Origin of the sequence: Pseudarthrobacter sp. L19 (genome assembly GCF_050859435.1) — a bacterium.
In the GTDB taxonomy this organism is placed as follows: Bacteria; Actinomycetota; Actinomycetes; order Actinomycetales; family Micrococcaceae; genus Arthrobacter.
In genome coordinates this window covers 2,505,080-2,519,316 of the sequence record NZ_CP193935.1, presented here as the reverse complement: position 1 = coordinate 2,519,316, position 14,237 = coordinate 2,505,080, and the positions used below count along the sequence as shown (strand labels likewise).

The 14,237-nt window shown below is 69.8% G+C and carries 12 protein-coding genes; 3 read left to right on the top strand and 9 right to left on the bottom strand.

The features are described 5' to 3' along the window. Positions 1 to 107: 107 nt before the first annotated feature. The 5 genes from ACRQ5B_RS11975 to ACRQ5B_RS11955 all read right to left on the bottom strand — a co-directional run bounded on the left by ACRQ5B_RS11975 (position 108) and on the right by ACRQ5B_RS11955 (position 6,346). Positions 108 to 1,892, bottom strand: a complete 1,785-nt coding sequence (locus ACRQ5B_RS11975; RefSeq protein ID WP_432394123.1) for a DEAD/DEAH box helicase — start codon at positions 1,890 to 1,892, stop codon at positions 108 to 110. Positions 1,893 to 1,990: 98 nt separating this feature from the next. Beyond that, complete coding sequence (locus ACRQ5B_RS11970) at positions 1,991 to 2,338, bottom strand: DUF3039 domain-containing protein (protein ID WP_432394120.1); 348 nt, start codon at positions 2,336 to 2,338, stop codon at positions 1,991 to 1,993. A 21-nt stretch (positions 2,339 to 2,359) separates the two neighbouring features. Next, a complete protein-coding gene (locus ACRQ5B_RS11965) occupies positions 2,360 to 3,460 on the bottom strand; it encodes an NADH:flavin oxidoreductase/NADH oxidase (RefSeq protein ID WP_432394117.1) in 1,101 nt (366 codons plus the stop codon). Then, positions 3,460 to 4,458, bottom strand: coding sequence for a co-chaperone YbbN (locus ACRQ5B_RS11960; RefSeq protein ID WP_432394114.1), 999 nt, complete (start codon positions 4,456 to 4,458; stop codon positions 3,460 to 3,462). The genes ACRQ5B_RS11965 and ACRQ5B_RS11960 overlap by 1 nt, the downstream gene beginning before the upstream one ends. 34 nt (positions 4,459 to 4,492) lie before the next feature. Next, positions 4,493 to 6,346: a hypothetical protein gene (locus ACRQ5B_RS11955; protein WP_432394111.1), complete on the bottom strand. Its 1,854-nt coding sequence runs from the start codon at positions 6,344 to 6,346 to the stop codon at positions 4,493 to 4,495. Positions 6,347 to 6,643: 297 nt separating this feature from the next. Here ACRQ5B_RS11955 and ACRQ5B_RS11950 point away from each other — a divergent pair, with 297 nt between their 5' ends. Further along, complete coding sequence (locus tag ACRQ5B_RS11950) at positions 6,644 to 7,819, top strand: AI-2E family transporter (protein WP_432398753.1); 1,176 nt, start codon at positions 6,644 to 6,646, stop codon at positions 7,817 to 7,819. Positions 7,820 to 7,823: 4 nt separating this feature from the next. Here ACRQ5B_RS11950 and ACRQ5B_RS11945 read toward each other — a convergent pair whose 3' ends face one another. After that, positions 7,824 to 8,618: an alpha/beta hydrolase gene (locus ACRQ5B_RS11945; RefSeq protein WP_432394108.1), complete on the bottom strand. Its 795-nt coding sequence runs from the start codon at positions 8,616 to 8,618 to the stop codon at positions 7,824 to 7,826. A 52-nt stretch (positions 8,619 to 8,670) separates the two neighbouring features. Beyond that, positions 8,671 to 9,015, bottom strand: a complete 345-nt coding sequence (locus ACRQ5B_RS11940; protein ID WP_432394105.1) for an ATP/GTP-binding protein — start codon at positions 9,013 to 9,015, stop codon at positions 8,671 to 8,673. A gap of 77 nt (positions 9,016 to 9,092) precedes the next feature. Between ACRQ5B_RS11940 and nucS the strand changes: the two genes are divergently transcribed. After that, a complete protein-coding gene (nucS, locus tag ACRQ5B_RS11935) occupies positions 9,093 to 9,788 on the top strand; it encodes an endonuclease NucS (protein WP_290257414.1) in 696 nt (231 codons plus the stop codon). A 285-nt stretch (positions 9,789 to 10,073) separates the two neighbouring features. Then, positions 10,074 to 10,277 carry a cold-shock protein gene (locus ACRQ5B_RS11930; protein WP_003804766.1) on the top strand — a complete coding sequence of 68 codons (204 nt, stop codon included), beginning with the start codon at positions 10,074 to 10,076 and terminating at the stop codon, positions 10,275 to 10,277. Positions 10,278 to 10,368: 91 nt separating this feature from the next. On the opposite strand, the gene ACRQ5B_RS11925 is transcribed toward ACRQ5B_RS11930, so the two are convergent. After that, complete coding sequence (locus ACRQ5B_RS11925; protein ID WP_432394100.1) at positions 10,369 to 12,867, bottom strand: rhomboid family intramembrane serine protease; 2,499 nt, start codon at positions 12,865 to 12,867, stop codon at positions 10,369 to 10,371. Beyond that, entirely contained in the window at positions 12,864 to 14,234 is a 1,371-nt protein-coding gene (locus tag ACRQ5B_RS11920; protein WP_432394097.1) for an alpha/beta hydrolase, read from the bottom strand. Before ACRQ5B_RS11920 ends, ACRQ5B_RS11925 begins: the two co-directional genes overlap by 4 nt. Between the last annotated feature and the right edge of the window lie 3 nt (positions 14,235 to 14,237).

The window sequence follows — 14,237 nt, the reverse complement described above, 5'->3', positions numbered from 1 at the left end:
CACGAAAAAGGGACCGGATGACTCCGGTCCCTTTTTCGTGTCGTGACACCGGGGCGCCCGGGCGCCCCTGGCTTACCGGGCGCGCCCCGACTCCACGGGGCTTGCGGCTACTTCCGGCCGATGAACCAGTCCTGAAGCTTCCGCAGCCGGCTCTGCAGCTGTTCCTCGTTGGCCTGGGCGACGGGCGGACCGCCGCAGACCGTGCGCAGCTTGGTGTGGATGACCCCGTGCGGGGTGCCGGTCCGGGCGGACCAGGCGGCGACGTTCTTGGCCAGCTCGGTGCGCAGGTCCATCAGCATCCGGTGGTCCGGAACCGCCGGCGCCGGCTCGGAGGCCGCCGCCTGCGGGGCACGCTTGTTCTTGCGGCTGAGCTGTTCGTGCTGGCGCTGGCGCAGCAGCGTGCCCACCTGTTCGGCGTCGAGCAGGCCCGGGATGCCGAGAAAGTCCAGCTCGTCCTCGGAGCCGACCTCGCCGCCGGTGCCGAACTCGACGCCGTCGAACAGCACCCGGTCAAAGGACGCCTGGGAATCCAGCGCCTCGAACTTGCCCTTCATCAGCGTGTCCGAGGCCTTCTCCTCGCGGTTCGCCTCATCCATCAGCGAATCCTCGGGGTTGAACAGCCCGTCCGCGTCTTCCTTCTCCGGGCGGTCCAAGGCGTGGTCCCGCTCGGCCTCCATCGAGTTCGCCAGCGCCATCAGCTGCGGCACCGAGGGCAGGAACACCGACGCCGTCTCGCCGCGCTTGCGGGCACGCACGAAGCGGCCCACGGCCTGGGCGAAGAACAGCGGGGTGGAGGTCGACGTCGCGTACACGCCCACCGAGAGGCGGGGCACGTCGACGCCTTCGGAGACCATCCGCACCGCGACCATCCAGCGCTTCTCCCCGGCGGAGAACTCCTCGATCTTGGAGGAGGCCTTGGCGTCGTCGGAGAGGATCACGGTGGGTGATTCCCCCGTGATCCGCTTCAGCTGCCCGGCGTAGGCCCGGGCGTCCTCGTGGTCGGTGGCGATGACCAGGCCGCCGGCGTCGGGCACGGTGCGCCGGACCTCGCTCAGGCGCTTGTCCGCTCCGGCCAGCACGGCCGGAATCCATTCGCCCGCCGGGTTCAGCGCGGTGCGCCACGCCTGGGAGGTGATGTCCTTGGTAACGGCTGCCTCGCCGAGGGAGGCGGCCATCTCATCGCCCGCGCTGGTGCGCCAGCGCATCTGGCCGGAGTAGGCCATGAACATCACTGGACGGACCACGTGGTCGCGCAGCGCCTTGCCGTAGCCGTAGGTGTAGTCGGCCTTGGAGCGCCGGATGCCGTCGCGGTCCTCCGCGTACTCGACGAACGGGATCGGGGAGGTGTCCGAGCGGAACGGGGTACCGGTCAGGGACAGCCGGCGCGCGGCCGGGTCGAAGGCCTCGCGGAGCCCGTCGCCCCAGGAGAGCGCCTCGCCGCCGTGGTGGATCTCATCCAGGATCACCAGGGTGCGGGCGGCCTCGGTCTTGGCCCGGTGCAGCATCGGCTTGCTGGCCACCTGCGCGTAGGTGACGGCGACGCCGATGAAGCCCCGGCCGTGCTGGCCGTCGGCGTTCTTGAAGTTCGGGTCGATGGCGATGCCGACCTTCGCGGCGGCGTCCGCCCACTGGCGCTTGAGGTGGTCCGTGGGTGCCACGATGGTCACGCGGTTGACCACGCCGGAATCGATCAGCATGGAGGCCACGCGGAGGGCGAAGGTGGTCTTACCGGCCCCGGGGGTCGCTACGGCGAGGAAGTCCCGGGGGTTGGTGGCGAAGTAGCTATCCAGCGCCTCCTGCTGCCAGGCACGCAGTTTCGGCGCGGTTCCCCATGCGGCCCGCTCGGGATAGGCGGGCGGCAGCACGGGACCGCCGAACAGTGTTTCCGTCACTTAGCGGGCCTCCCGTCCATACGCGTCTGTTGGTTCGGGAAAAGCCCCACTAAGCACAAAAACACCAATCTTTTTTCGGATGAACCGGATGCCACGCCCTACTTGCCGGAGCCGCCGTCGTCACTGCCGGGGCGCAGCCCCTCGTAAACCTCTTTGCATTCGGGGCACACGGGGAACTTCTTCGGATCCCGCCCGGGGGTCCAGACCTTGCCGCAGAGGGCAATGACGGGTTCCCCGGAGAGGGCCGACTCCATGATCTTTTCCTTGCGGACGTAATGCGCGAAGCGCTCCCGGTCTCCCGGTTCCACTTCCTGGCGCAGTTCCTCACGCTCGATCGTCGCCGTGGACGTCCCGGCGCCGGAAAGCTCGCGCATCGGGTCATTGTCGAGGTCGTTGTCCAAGGCGTTCTGGGGGGCCGTCGTCAGGGGTTCCGTCATGCTGGTCATGGCTTCCATCTTAGCCGCTGGCTAGAACGTCCGCCGGGGCATGGCCCGTTCGTACTGCGGCGGCCAGGCCAGCTCGTGGCCCAGTTCGAAGGCCGCTCGCAGCCACCAGTGCGGGTCGCGGAGCGCCGCGCGGGCGATCAGCACGCCGTCGGCCTGGCCGGTCGCCACAGCGTGTTCCGCCTGGCCGGCGGAGGTGAGCAATCCCACCGTGCCGGTTTTGACGCCGGCCTCGCGGCGGATCTTGGCGCTGAAGCCGGTCTGGTACCCGGGACCCACCGGAATCGACTGGTGCGCCACGGCGCCGCCGCTGGAGACGTCCACCAGGTCCACGCCGCGCTCGGAGGCGGCACGGGCGAGCCGGACGGAGGCCTCGGCGTCCACGCCGCCCTCGGCCCAGTCCGAGGCGGAGATCCTCAGCAGCAGCGGCATCGAGTCCGGAATGACCCCGCGCACCGCGTCGACGACCGCCAGCATGAGCCGGTTCCGGCCCGCCTCGTCCCCGCCCCATTCGTCGGTGCGGTCGTTGATCAGCGGGCTCTGGAACTGGTGCAGCAGGTAGCCGTGCGCTCCGTGGATTTCGATGGTGTCGAAGCCCACCTCCACCGCCCGCCGGGCGGAGGAAACGAAGTCGGCGATCACGCCCTCGATTTCGGCTCCGGTCATGGCCGACGGCGGCGCGTAGCCGTCGAAGGCACCGGTGCCCGGACCCACCGGGTCCCAGCCGCCCTCGGAGGCCGGGACGGTGCCGGTCTTGCCGGAGAACGGCCAGTAACTGGAGGCCTTGCGGCCGGCGTGCGAGAGCTGGGTGCCGATCTTCGTCTCCGCGGTGCCGTGCCGGTGCACGAAGTCCACGATCCTGGTCCAGGATTCGGCCTGGGCGTCGTTATAGAGGCCGGCGTCCCGCGGGCTGATCCGCCCGGCGGAGTTGACGGCTGCCGCCTCGGTGAGGATCAGGGCCGCTCCCCCGGTGGCGAAGGAACCCAGGTGCATCAGGTGCCAGTCGGTGGGGACGCCCTCGGCGGTGTCGGGTTCGCAGCTGTACTGGCACATCGGCGAGACCCAGCCGCGGTGTTCGAGCCGCAGGGAGCGCAGGGTCAGCGGGCTGAAGAGTGCGGACGCCATTAGAACAGCACCCGGGCGAGGTTCTGGCGGGCCTTGGCCACGCGCTCGTCGGTGGCGCCGACGACGTCGAAGAGTTCCAGCAGGCGCACCCGGGCGGTCTCCCGTTCCGGTCCGAAGTTCCGGCCGATGAAGGCCACCACCCGGCCCAGGCCGTCCTCCACGTGCCCGCCGGCGACGTCGAGGTCGGCGACGGCCAGCTGCGTCTCCAGGTTGTCCGGTTCCTCCGCGGCCTTGGCACGGACGGCGTCGGCGTCCTCGGTGGACAGCGCCTGCAGGCGTCCCATCAGCTCAACCTGGGCCAGTCCCACCTTGGCGTCGGCGTCGGCGGGCATCTCGGTGAGGGCCTGGCGGTACGCCGCGGCCGCGCCGTCGAAGTCGCCGGCCTCGATGGCGTCGAAGGCCTTCTGGTGCAGCGGGGGCAGCGGCGGGGCCTCGGCCTCCTCGGCGCCCGGACCGCCGCCGATCCGGCCGGTGACGCCGTTGGCCGCGGCGACCTTGAGGAGTTCATCGAAGAGGCTGCGGACCTGCTGCTCGTCGGCGCCGCCCTGGAAGAGCGGCACGGGCTGGCCCTTCACCACGGCGACCGCCGTGGGAACGGCCTGCACCTGGAACGCCTGGGCCAGTTGCGGGAAGGCCTCGATGTCGGCGGCGCCGAGAACCAGGCGGCCCTCGTAGCTGGTAACGATCTGTTCGAGGGCATCCACCAGATCGCCGGACCCGGGTGAGTACGCGGCCCACATGGCGATGACGACGGGTACCCGGGCGGAGAGGTCCACCAGGTCCTGGAAGTTGGCCTCGGTGACGTTGACGCGCAGCGGTGCGGCGCCGCCTTCCGCCGGTTGCTGGGCGGATCCGGGCTGGGCGCTCCCGGCATGCGACGACCCCGGTCCGGCCGGCGGTGCGGGTCGTTGCTTCAGCGAGGAAAGATCGACGGCGCCCCGCAGGTTGATCGGGTTTGCGGCTGCGGGCGGGACCGGGCGGGATGCGGGCGAAGTCATGGAACCACTCTATCGACTCCGCCCGCCCCCGGGACTACTTGAAGCTTGCCCCGACCAGGCCGCGGGTGGCGGCCACCAGCTTCATCGGATCCTTGGACCCCGCCGGCGGCACGTAGACCGCCACGGACTCGGCGAAGTTCAGGACCATACCGGTGCTGGTTTCCTTGCCGCCGGCCAGGGCCGCGGCATCGTCACCGATGGTCAGCTTGTCGCCGGAGTTCTTCGGCGTGCCGTCGAAGCCGAAGTTAAGCCGGCCCAGGACCAGGGCGCCGCCGTCGGCGGTGCGGAACACCACGGTGTCCTCGGGAACGGCCTTGTGGGTGAAAGCGAAGTTTCCGTTGGCACCCGACTTCACCACGTCGGCCTGGTAGGCAAGGGTGTCGGCGATGTACGGCGAGGACTGGCCCTCGGCGAGCTTGTCCTTGAAGGCCGAGTCGGCGTTGGTCAGGCGGTCGCCCAGGCCGGCAAGGGCCTCCTGGCCGCTGTAGAGCAGGCCGGACTTGTCGTCGGCGCCCAGCGTCTCGGTGCCGCCGCGGTTGATCGCGGGGAAGGTGGTTCCGGGCTGCAGCGGCGTCGCGCCCACCAGCTTGTAGTTTTCGCGCGGGGACGCCTGGACCAGCGTCAGCAGCTGCGGAACCACGTTGCCGTTACCCTGGGTGACGGCCATGACGGAGCGGGGCCAGTCGCGCTTGGAGCTCACCACGGTGGTCAGCAGCTTGGTGGCGCGCACGGGCATCCGGGATTCGTAGCTGCCCACCTGCGAACGGATCTTGTAGTTCTGCGTGCGGACCTCGAGTTCGGTGCCGCCGACGCGCGGGGCGAGCTTGGCGGCGTCCTTGGCGGCGTCACCGGCGTCCGTGGCCGCGGAGACCTGTTCCAGGATCCGGCGGAACTGGGCGTCCAGCAGGATCGGGGTACCGCCGGCGGAGGGGGCGGCCGTACCGGTGCTCCCGCTCGGGGCGGGCGACGGCGACTGGCTGGCCTGTGCGGCAACGCCCGTCCCGGCGACGGCGGTGGCGGTCAGCAGGGCCACGGCCGCTCCCGCGGCGCGGCGGCGAGTGGACGTGGTCGCGGTGCGGGGTGCCCGTCCGGTGTCCCCTGCGGCCGGGGTGGAGCCGGCTTCCCGGGTCTTGGCCCGGTCGGCGGCGCGGGCCCGGGCCCGGCGTGCGAAGGCGCTGCCGGCAGTGGCTTCCCTGGGCTCGACAGCGTCGGATTCCGGGTTATCGGAGCCGGAGCCGTCGGAACTGCCGTCGCCGGGGGTGCCGGAGCGCGGCGCGCGCTGCTTGGGCTTCAGGACCAGCAGAGCGACGCCACCGACCACCAGCAGGCCGCCGATGACCATCAGCGGGATGGCCCACGGCGTGGAGGTGTCATTGGGGAAGGTCATCGAAATGTCCGAGGGGGCAGCCTTGGTGCCGTCGGTGGCCAGCAGCAGCGACCAGTCGCCGTCGGCCGGCGGGGTCCACGAGTAGTCCAGCTCGCCGTTGGCGTTCTCGGTGGTGACCCAGAGGTCCGAGCCGGCGGGCGACGGCGCGGTGGCCTCGCCGTCGGCGTGCTCGACCGTCAGTGACTTGCGGTCTTCGGAGACGCCGGAAATGGTGTTGTGGGCCGTCTTGCCCACCCAGGCGTTGACGTCGTCGGGGCGGCCGGAGGCCAGCAGGAAGTTGCCTTCACCCTTGACGTGGATCTTGACCGTGCCGCCGTGCAGGGTGCGCAGCTTCTGGTCGACCACCGTCAGCGGCGCGGGGGTGCCATTGGCCGGGACGCTGGCCGTCACCGTCGCCGGCGGAGCCCAGATCGTCTTCTGCCCGATCCCCGCCAGCAGTGTCAGGAGGCCGAGCAGCACAAGTGCAACTGCAGTCTTGAAACGCAAAATATTACCTATCATCAGCGGACACGTATTTTTAAGAGTAACCGTTTTGTTACCTCAGAGTCAGATCGGGCATCTTGTCAAGCCCCTTTTCCGGCCCGCTCCGGCCCGTCGATCCGCCCGCTAGCAAGGCTGCTGATAGTGTTTGCGGTGATCGTCACACCGGCCCCGCAGCCGCGGAATTCCGGGGAAAATTGAGAGAAAAAGGCTTGCAGCGCAGTGACTGACCCCACGGATTCGTCCCCCTCAGGACAGGCAGCTCCCCCGGAATCCGTCGCACGGCCGGCCCAGGCTCCGGCCGGGTTCCTGGCCGCCATGGCCCGCCGCCTGCGGCAGCCCCTGCCGGGCGCCCAGCCCCGGCTGCGCTTCGAGATGCCTCCGGAGCACCTGGACGACGCCGACGCGGACATTGATGACACCGAGGAGACCCGCTTCGGCCGTCCCGGGCCGCGGATTTCCGCGCAGCACCCGCTCTACGTCGGCTTCATGGGGACCGTGGGCGTCGGCGTGGCCCTGCTGGTCTACTGGATCGGCTCCAACATCACCCAGTTGCTGCTCTGGATCCTGACCGCACTCTTTATCGCCCTGGGCCTCGACCCCGTGGTGCGCTGGCTGGAGAAGCGGAAGGTGCCCCGGCCGGCCGGCATCCTGGTCTCGGTCGCCGTCCTGGCCCTGGCCGTCGCCGGTTTCTTCGCCACCCTGATCCCGACCATCGTGGCCCAGGTTACCCAGATCGTCCAGGAAGCACCGAAGTGGATCCAGGACTTCATCGACTCGGACTTCTTCCGCAGCCTCGACAGCCAGTTCGGCGTCCGGGACCGGATTACGCAGGAGCTCGAGAAGTTCGTCAACAACCCGGATGCGATGGGCGGGATCTTCGGCGGCGTGGTGGGCGTCGGCTCCACCATCGCCAACGGCCTCTTCGGCGCGCTGATCGTCCTGGTGCTGAGCCTGTACTTCCTCTCCGCGATGCCCTCGATGAAGATGTGGGGCTACCGCCTGGCCCCGCGGTCCCGCCGGCCGCGCGTGGAGGCCCTGTCCGAGGAAATCACCGGCTCGGTCGGCAACTACGTCATCGGCCAGGTCTGCGTGGCACTGCTCAATGCGCTCTTCGCCTTCATCGTGATGACCATCGTGGGCGTGCCGTTCGCGGTGCTGCTCGCCTTCGTCGTGGCGCTGCTGGCCTTCATCCCCCTGGTCGGCGGCATGATCGCCGGCATCCTGGTCACCCTGATCGCGCTGACCGCCGGCTGGCAGACCGCCATCGTCTTCGCGATCTGCTACTTCGCCTACCTGCAGTTCGAGGCCTACTTCGTCTCGCCGCGCATTATGCAGAAGGCCGTGGCAGTGCCCGGCGCGGTGGCGGTCATCTCGGTGATTGCCGGCGGCAGCCTGCTGGGTGTGCTCGGCGCGCTGATCGCGATCCCGACGGCCGCGGCCATCATGCTCCTGGTCAAGGAAATCTTCATCGTCCGCCAGGACAAGCACTAACCGCTCAGGCGTGCGCCGTGGCCACCGGGCCGTCCCACTCCTCGGGCAGCGGCTGCGCCGTCCCGGGCAGGACCTCGGCGACGATTTCGTTGAGCACCCGCCCGGCGTACTTCTCCCCCACCCAGAGGTGCTTGGCGCCGTCGACGCCGACGACGTCGGCCTGCGGCACCAGGGCGAAGCGTTCGGCCGCGGCGGCCGGCTGCAGGTAGTCGTCGTGTTCGGGGACCAGCACCTTGAGCGGCTTGCCCGCGGCCGCCCACTCCTTGAGGTGCACGTCCGTGGCGCGGTGCAGCGGCGGAGAGAGCAGGATGGCGCCCTCGATTTCCCCGGCCACCGGGTCCACCGCGCCGTACATGAGCGCCAACTCGGTGCCAAAGGACCAGCCCACCAGCCAGCGGTTCGGCAGGCCGCGGTCCACCGCGAACCGCACCGCCGCCTCGACGTCCAGCCGTTCGCCGATTCCCTCCTCGAAGCTGCCGCCGCTGATTCCCCGGGGCGAGGATGTCCCGCGGGTGTTGAAGCGCAGCACGGCGACGCCGGCCAGGGCCGGCAGCCGATAGGAGGCCTTGCGGTAGACGTGCGAGTCCATGAAGCCGCCGTGCGTGGGCAGCGGATGCAGGGTGATCAGGGTGGCCCGGACCTCGCCGGACTCCGGCAGGGCGAGTTCGCCCACCAGCAGGTGGCCGTCCGCCGTGCGCAGCTCGATGTTCTCCCGCCGTGCCGGCAGCACCGTGGCGGCCCGGATGGGGGTCGGGACGGCGGGCTGGGTGAAGTCGTACGAGGCAGGGTCGAAAGTCATGCCCTCCAGCTTAGCGAAGCGCCGGGCTGGCCCCGGCAGGGATAGCGCCCGTTTAGCGGTACCGGTACGTGCGCGAGGTCCAGCAGTTGCTGTGCCAGTGGCGCCGTTCGGCCAGCCCGGCGGCGGCACCGAAGAGATGGTCCTCGGACCAGACCACCAGGTGGGCGGTTCCGGGCGGGACGGCATGCAGACATCCAGGGCAGACATAGGTCTTGCCGGCGCGGCTGGCCGAGATGGACCGGACCATCCATTCACCGTCCGGGGCGCTCTCCCGGCGGGCTATCCCGGTCCGGGCGCGCTCCAGGTCCAGCTCGGGCACCGGCCCGCCGTGCTTGCCGGGCTGCCGGGCGCCCCCGTTGCCCGGGGCGGGGCGGCGGGGTCGGTTGGAACGGGGCATGGTCCCATTCTGCCCCAGCGGGTCATCGGACGGTGTCCACGCCGCGGCGCCTCCCCGCTGCCGGTAGTGTTGACCGGGTGCGTTTAGTGATAGCCCGTTGCTCCGTTGATTATGTCGGCCGGCTCAAGGCCCACCTCCCCCTCGCCACCCGCCTGCTGGTGGTCAAGGCGGACGGCTCCGTGCTGGTCCATTCCGACGGCGGTTCCTACAAGCCGCTGAACTGGATGAGCCCGCCCGCCCGGCTCCGCGTGTCCACCCCGGATGAGGTCGACGTCGAGGTCGGCGTGATCGAGCAGTGGACCGTGCAGTCCACCAAGACGGACGACCGGCTGATCATCAACATCCATGAACAGCTCCATGACACCTCGCACGACCTAGGCCAGGACCCCGGACTGATCAAGGACGGCGTCGAGGCGGACCTGCAGCGCCTGCTGGCTGACCAGATCGAGACCCTGGGCGAGGGATTCTCGCTGATCCGCCGCGAATACTTCACCGCGATCGGGCCGGTGGACATCCTGGCCCGCGACGCGAACGGCGGCACCGTCGCCATCGAGCTGAAGCGCCGGGGCGACATCGACGGCGTCGAACAGCTCACCCGGTACCTCGAACTGCTCAACCGCGACCCGCTCCTGGCTCCCGTCCGCGGAATCTTTGCCGCCCAGCAGATCAAGCCGCAGGCAAGGGTGCTCGCCACCGACCGCGGTATTGATTGCGTCACGCTGGACTATGACGCGATGCGCGGTGTGGATGACAGCGAATCCCGCCTCTTCTAAGCGCGGCAATTGCACCCCAATCACGCACCAATTGGTTCACCAGCTTGTTACATAAAATTTGTGGATTTATCAGCCGCACCCGTTGACCTGACTGTGGGGGCATGAAATTCTTAGAGCAGTCTTTGTGTAGGTGTTTTTCATGCTCGCAAGACATGTTGCGAGCGTGAAGCTCCTGACGCCGAAACCCGGAGTCCCGGGCGGATGCCAAAGGTTCTTCCCGCGGAGTGACTAAGCCCGGCGTAAGGTGCGCCGGACTTTCTCAAGTTCGAAAATGAGGAGAATTAAATGGCTCAGGGAACCGTCAAGTGGTTTAACGCTGAAAAGGGCTTCGGCTTCATTACCCCGGATGACTCCGACGGCGACGTCTTCGTCCACTACTCCGAAATCCAGACCGGAGGCTTCAAGACCCTCGATGAGAACCAGCGCGTTCAGTTCGAAATCGGCCAGGGTGCCAAGGGCCCCCAGGCCACCGGCGTCACGGTTGTCTAATTAGGCCTTCAGGAATGCGTTAGAAGCATTCCCGGCTAAGAAAATGATCCCCGGCTTTTGCCGGGGATCATTTTTGCGTTCCGCCGTCCCGCTAGCGCACGAGCGTCCGCAGCAGCCGGGCGCTCTGGCGCACGGACAGGTCGGGCAGGTAGGCCCGGCTGAGCGCCCGGCCCATGGCCGGAAGCTGCAGCGGGTCCTGGTAGTACAGGTAGAGCGTGCGGTACTCGGGCTTGAAGCGGGACTTGAACGTCGCCAGCGAGCGGAAGCCGTAGACCGGTTCCAGCGCCCGGCCCACCACGTCCAGGATCCCGGCCAGGCCCTCGCCGCCGGCACCGTCGGAGTCCTCGTCCCGGGTCTCGTCGCGGGATTCGTCGCGCGCCAGCGGCGATCCGGAGAGGGAGATGACGTCCACCGAGTCGCGCAGTTCCGTCACCGCCGAGGCGATCAGGAACTCCATCACCCCCGGAAAGGCGTCGCCGCGGCGCCGCATGAAGTCCAGGGTCCAGCTGACCAGCGATCCGCCGTCGTACACGGGGAGCCAGCTGGTGACGCCCTGCACCCGGCCCTCCGCGTCCACGGCCAGGCAGCACAGCACCTCGTCGTCCATCAGCTCGTCCAGGCCGCCCAGCGTGAAGCCCATCTCGGGAACGGACTTCCGGGCCGCCCATTCCTCCGAGACCTCGCTAAGCTGCGCCCGCAGCGCCGGCGAGAAGTCCCGGTAACGGCCCCAGACGGCGTGCACGCCCGTCTTGGCCGCGCGGTTCATCGCCGTGCGGACGTTCTGCCACTCCTTGCCCTTGAAGGTCAGCTCCTCCAGGCCCAGGCGCGTCTCCTGGGCAACCGCCAGCCGCCGGAAACCACGGGACTCCAGCAGCGGCCAGATTTCGTCCGTGCAGGAGTAGAAGCACGGGATCAGGGCATTGTCGGCGCAGAAGTCCAGGAACCCGGCGGCGGTGTCCAGCCGGTTCGCCGCGGGCCCAAGCGGCCCGCCGAGGGTCAGCGCCACATTGTTGTGCTGCTGGTAGGCGACCGCGCCGCGGGCGGCCTGGTTGAACCAGAACTTGTTCGGCTCCCAGAGAGCCATCCAGGACAGCGAGTCGCCGCCCTGGTGCACCAGCCGGCGCGCCACCTCGCGGTCCCCGTGGCCGGCGTCGGTGCCGTGTGCCCGGCGCAACAGCACCAGCCACACACCGGCCAGCGCCACCACCCAGAAGGCGATGCCGGAGTAGGCGAAGAGGAAGGCCTCCACGGGGTTCCGGTCCTGGAAGACCCGGTTATAGGTCCCCGGAATCGGCAACGGCAGGTACTGCCGCGCCAGCTCGGCCGCCAGGCCCAGCCAGCCGCCGTCGCGTTCCAGTCCCCCGGCGGCGAACCAGGCGCCTGTGTACGCGCCGGCCAGGACCAGGAAGGTCCCGCCCACGGTCAGGGCCAGGGTCCGCCGGGCACGCCGGGTGGTTTCGACCCGGAACAGCCGGCGGTTGGCGAACAGCAGCAGCACCAGCGCCAGCGGCACCGCCGCAAGCGGCAGGATGTGCACGAAGCCCGAGCCCATGATGGCCGTGTGCGGCCGGTTGGGGTAATGAGGGATGCGGGCGAACAGGGCCAGGTAGACCGCGGCCAGCGCCGTCACGCCCAGCTGGACCAGGATGGCGATCCGCAGCGCCAGCTGCCGTCCGTGCCGCATCCCGTCGGCGCAGATCAGCAGCAGGACCACTGGCACCACGGCGAGGGCCAGGCCCAGCGGCCCGGCGAAGCCGAGCCGGCCCGCCTCCAGGCACGAGGCGTCCACGGCGCCGCCGCAGTTTTGCTCCAGCTGGTTCAGCGTGGGCAACGGGTTGAGGACGACGTCGCGCAACAAGGCCAGCGGCCCGTTCGCGGTCCGCACCACCGCGGTCAGGATCGGCCCGACGGCGAAGATCGCGACGGTGAGCGAGAGCAGGTTCCGGGTCTCGCGCCCGGTGGATCGGTGCCGCTGCAGGGTGCCCTTGTCCCCCTGCAGCCACCACCCGGCCAGCAGGCCGACCACGGCACCGGAGAGGCCCACCACCGTCTCGGGGTGGCCTACGTACAGCACCAGCAGCAGCGCCACGGAAAGCACCGCGGTCCGCAGCCGGCGCTGCCACAGGGTAGGCAGCAGCCCGCAGGCGGCCAGGGCCACGGCGAGGATCGCTGCGTAGGGCCCTATCAGCGGGGCATCGACCATCAGGCCCAGCCAGCCGTCCCCGGCGTAGCGCGCCAGCTGGGTGACCAGGAGGAACAGGGACACGGCGGCGAACTGACCAGCGAGGAAGAACACGGCCGTGCGCAGGGAGCCCACCCGCCGCTCGGCGACTCCCATCAGCCCGAGGATCATCAGCGACGCCGCGAGGTATGCCAGCGGGTTGGTCGCGAAGAACAGCGAGGTGAACATGGTCCACCAGCGCCCGGCCTGAAGCCCCTGGACGCTGACAGAGGCAAAGTCCAGCAGCGGATCCGGCGGCCCGGCGAGGAAGCTGCCGGTGGCCGCTCCGGCGAAGAGGAAGAGCGCCAGGACCGACAGGGTGACGGGGAGCTGGCGGGCCTGACGGAGGATGCCGCGCAGCCCGCTCACCGCTTGATCCCCCACCGCTGGGCAAGAAAGTCCAGGCCGCCGGGCATGCCGCGTGAGGCCGCTTCCCAGGAGTGCCCGGCGTTGGCGATCCGGTGGTCCTCCACGGCGAAGCCGGCCCTCCTGGCGGCCCCGGCGAGCAGGGCCATGTACTCGATGAACTCGGGGTCGCGTTCGCCGGCACCGAAATACACGGCGTTGCCCTCGTACCGGCGTTCCTGCATCAGGCGCAGCGGGGTCTGTGCCTCGAAGGCCGCCGTGTCGCCGCCGAAGGAGGCGTCGATGGTCTTACGGCGTTCCTTGGCCAGGGACGGCTCCTTCTCGCTGGAGAACGCCAGGGCGGCGCTGTACACCTCGGGGTGGCGGGTCACCATCTCCATGGCACAGGTGGCGCCGTAGGAAAATCCGCCGACGGCCCACTGGTGCGGGTCGGCGTCGACGTCGAGGGTGGCACGGATCCAGTCCGGCACGTCGCGGGAGAGGAAGGTGTCGGCCTTGGCGATGCGGCTGTCCATGCAGAGCGTGTTGCCGGAGGCGGACCCGTTGGGGTCCACCACCACCGCGATCGGGGCCACGCCGCCGTGGTCCGCGGCGAAGCGGTCCATGCGGCTGCGCAGGGCGCCGCCGGTCAGCCAGTCGGCAGGGGCCCCAGGCTGGCCCGAGAAGAGGACCAGGACCGGCAGCGCGGGCCGGGGCGTGCCGCGGTAGGCCGGCGGGAAGTAGATGTAGGCGTCGCGGCTCTGGAAGCCGGAGGCGGTTCCGGGGATCGTGGCCTTGCGGACCGTGCCGTCCGGCGGCAGGCCGTTCGGGGCGGTCCATTCGGCCAGCGGAACCGCGGCGGCTCCCCCGGGCTGCTTGCGCAGTGCGTCCTCCAGCACCGGAATGCGCGCGACGGCGGTGCCGGTCAGGTCGCTCACGGTGTGGTTCAGGCCGAAGTAGGCGTTGATCTGGACGGCGGAAAGCAGCAGCACGCCCAGCAGGGCGGCCGTGGCCACTGCGGTGGCTCGGATCCGGTGCACCACCGGCAGGACGGGTCCCGGAATGGCGGCCAGGAAGGGCCGGCGGCCCCAGATGCCGTGCAGCCGGAGCAGCCAGAACAGCAGGGCCGCGACGCCGGGAACGCTCCAGGCGAGTGTCTCCCAAGGCAGTTCCTCGGGGAAGACGGACAGGACGTAGATCAGGAGGAGGTGCACTCCGGCGACCAGCCCGGCGCCCAGCAGCAGGGCAGAACCGACGACCACCGCCGTCGCCCCGGGGGTATGCCGGCGGCCGCTCTTCCACAGCAGGTAGGCGGCACCGGCGGCCGCGGCCGCCCAGGCAACCCAGAGCACCGGCCCGTCCACCAGCCGGATGTCTTCGATGAAGTCCAAGGC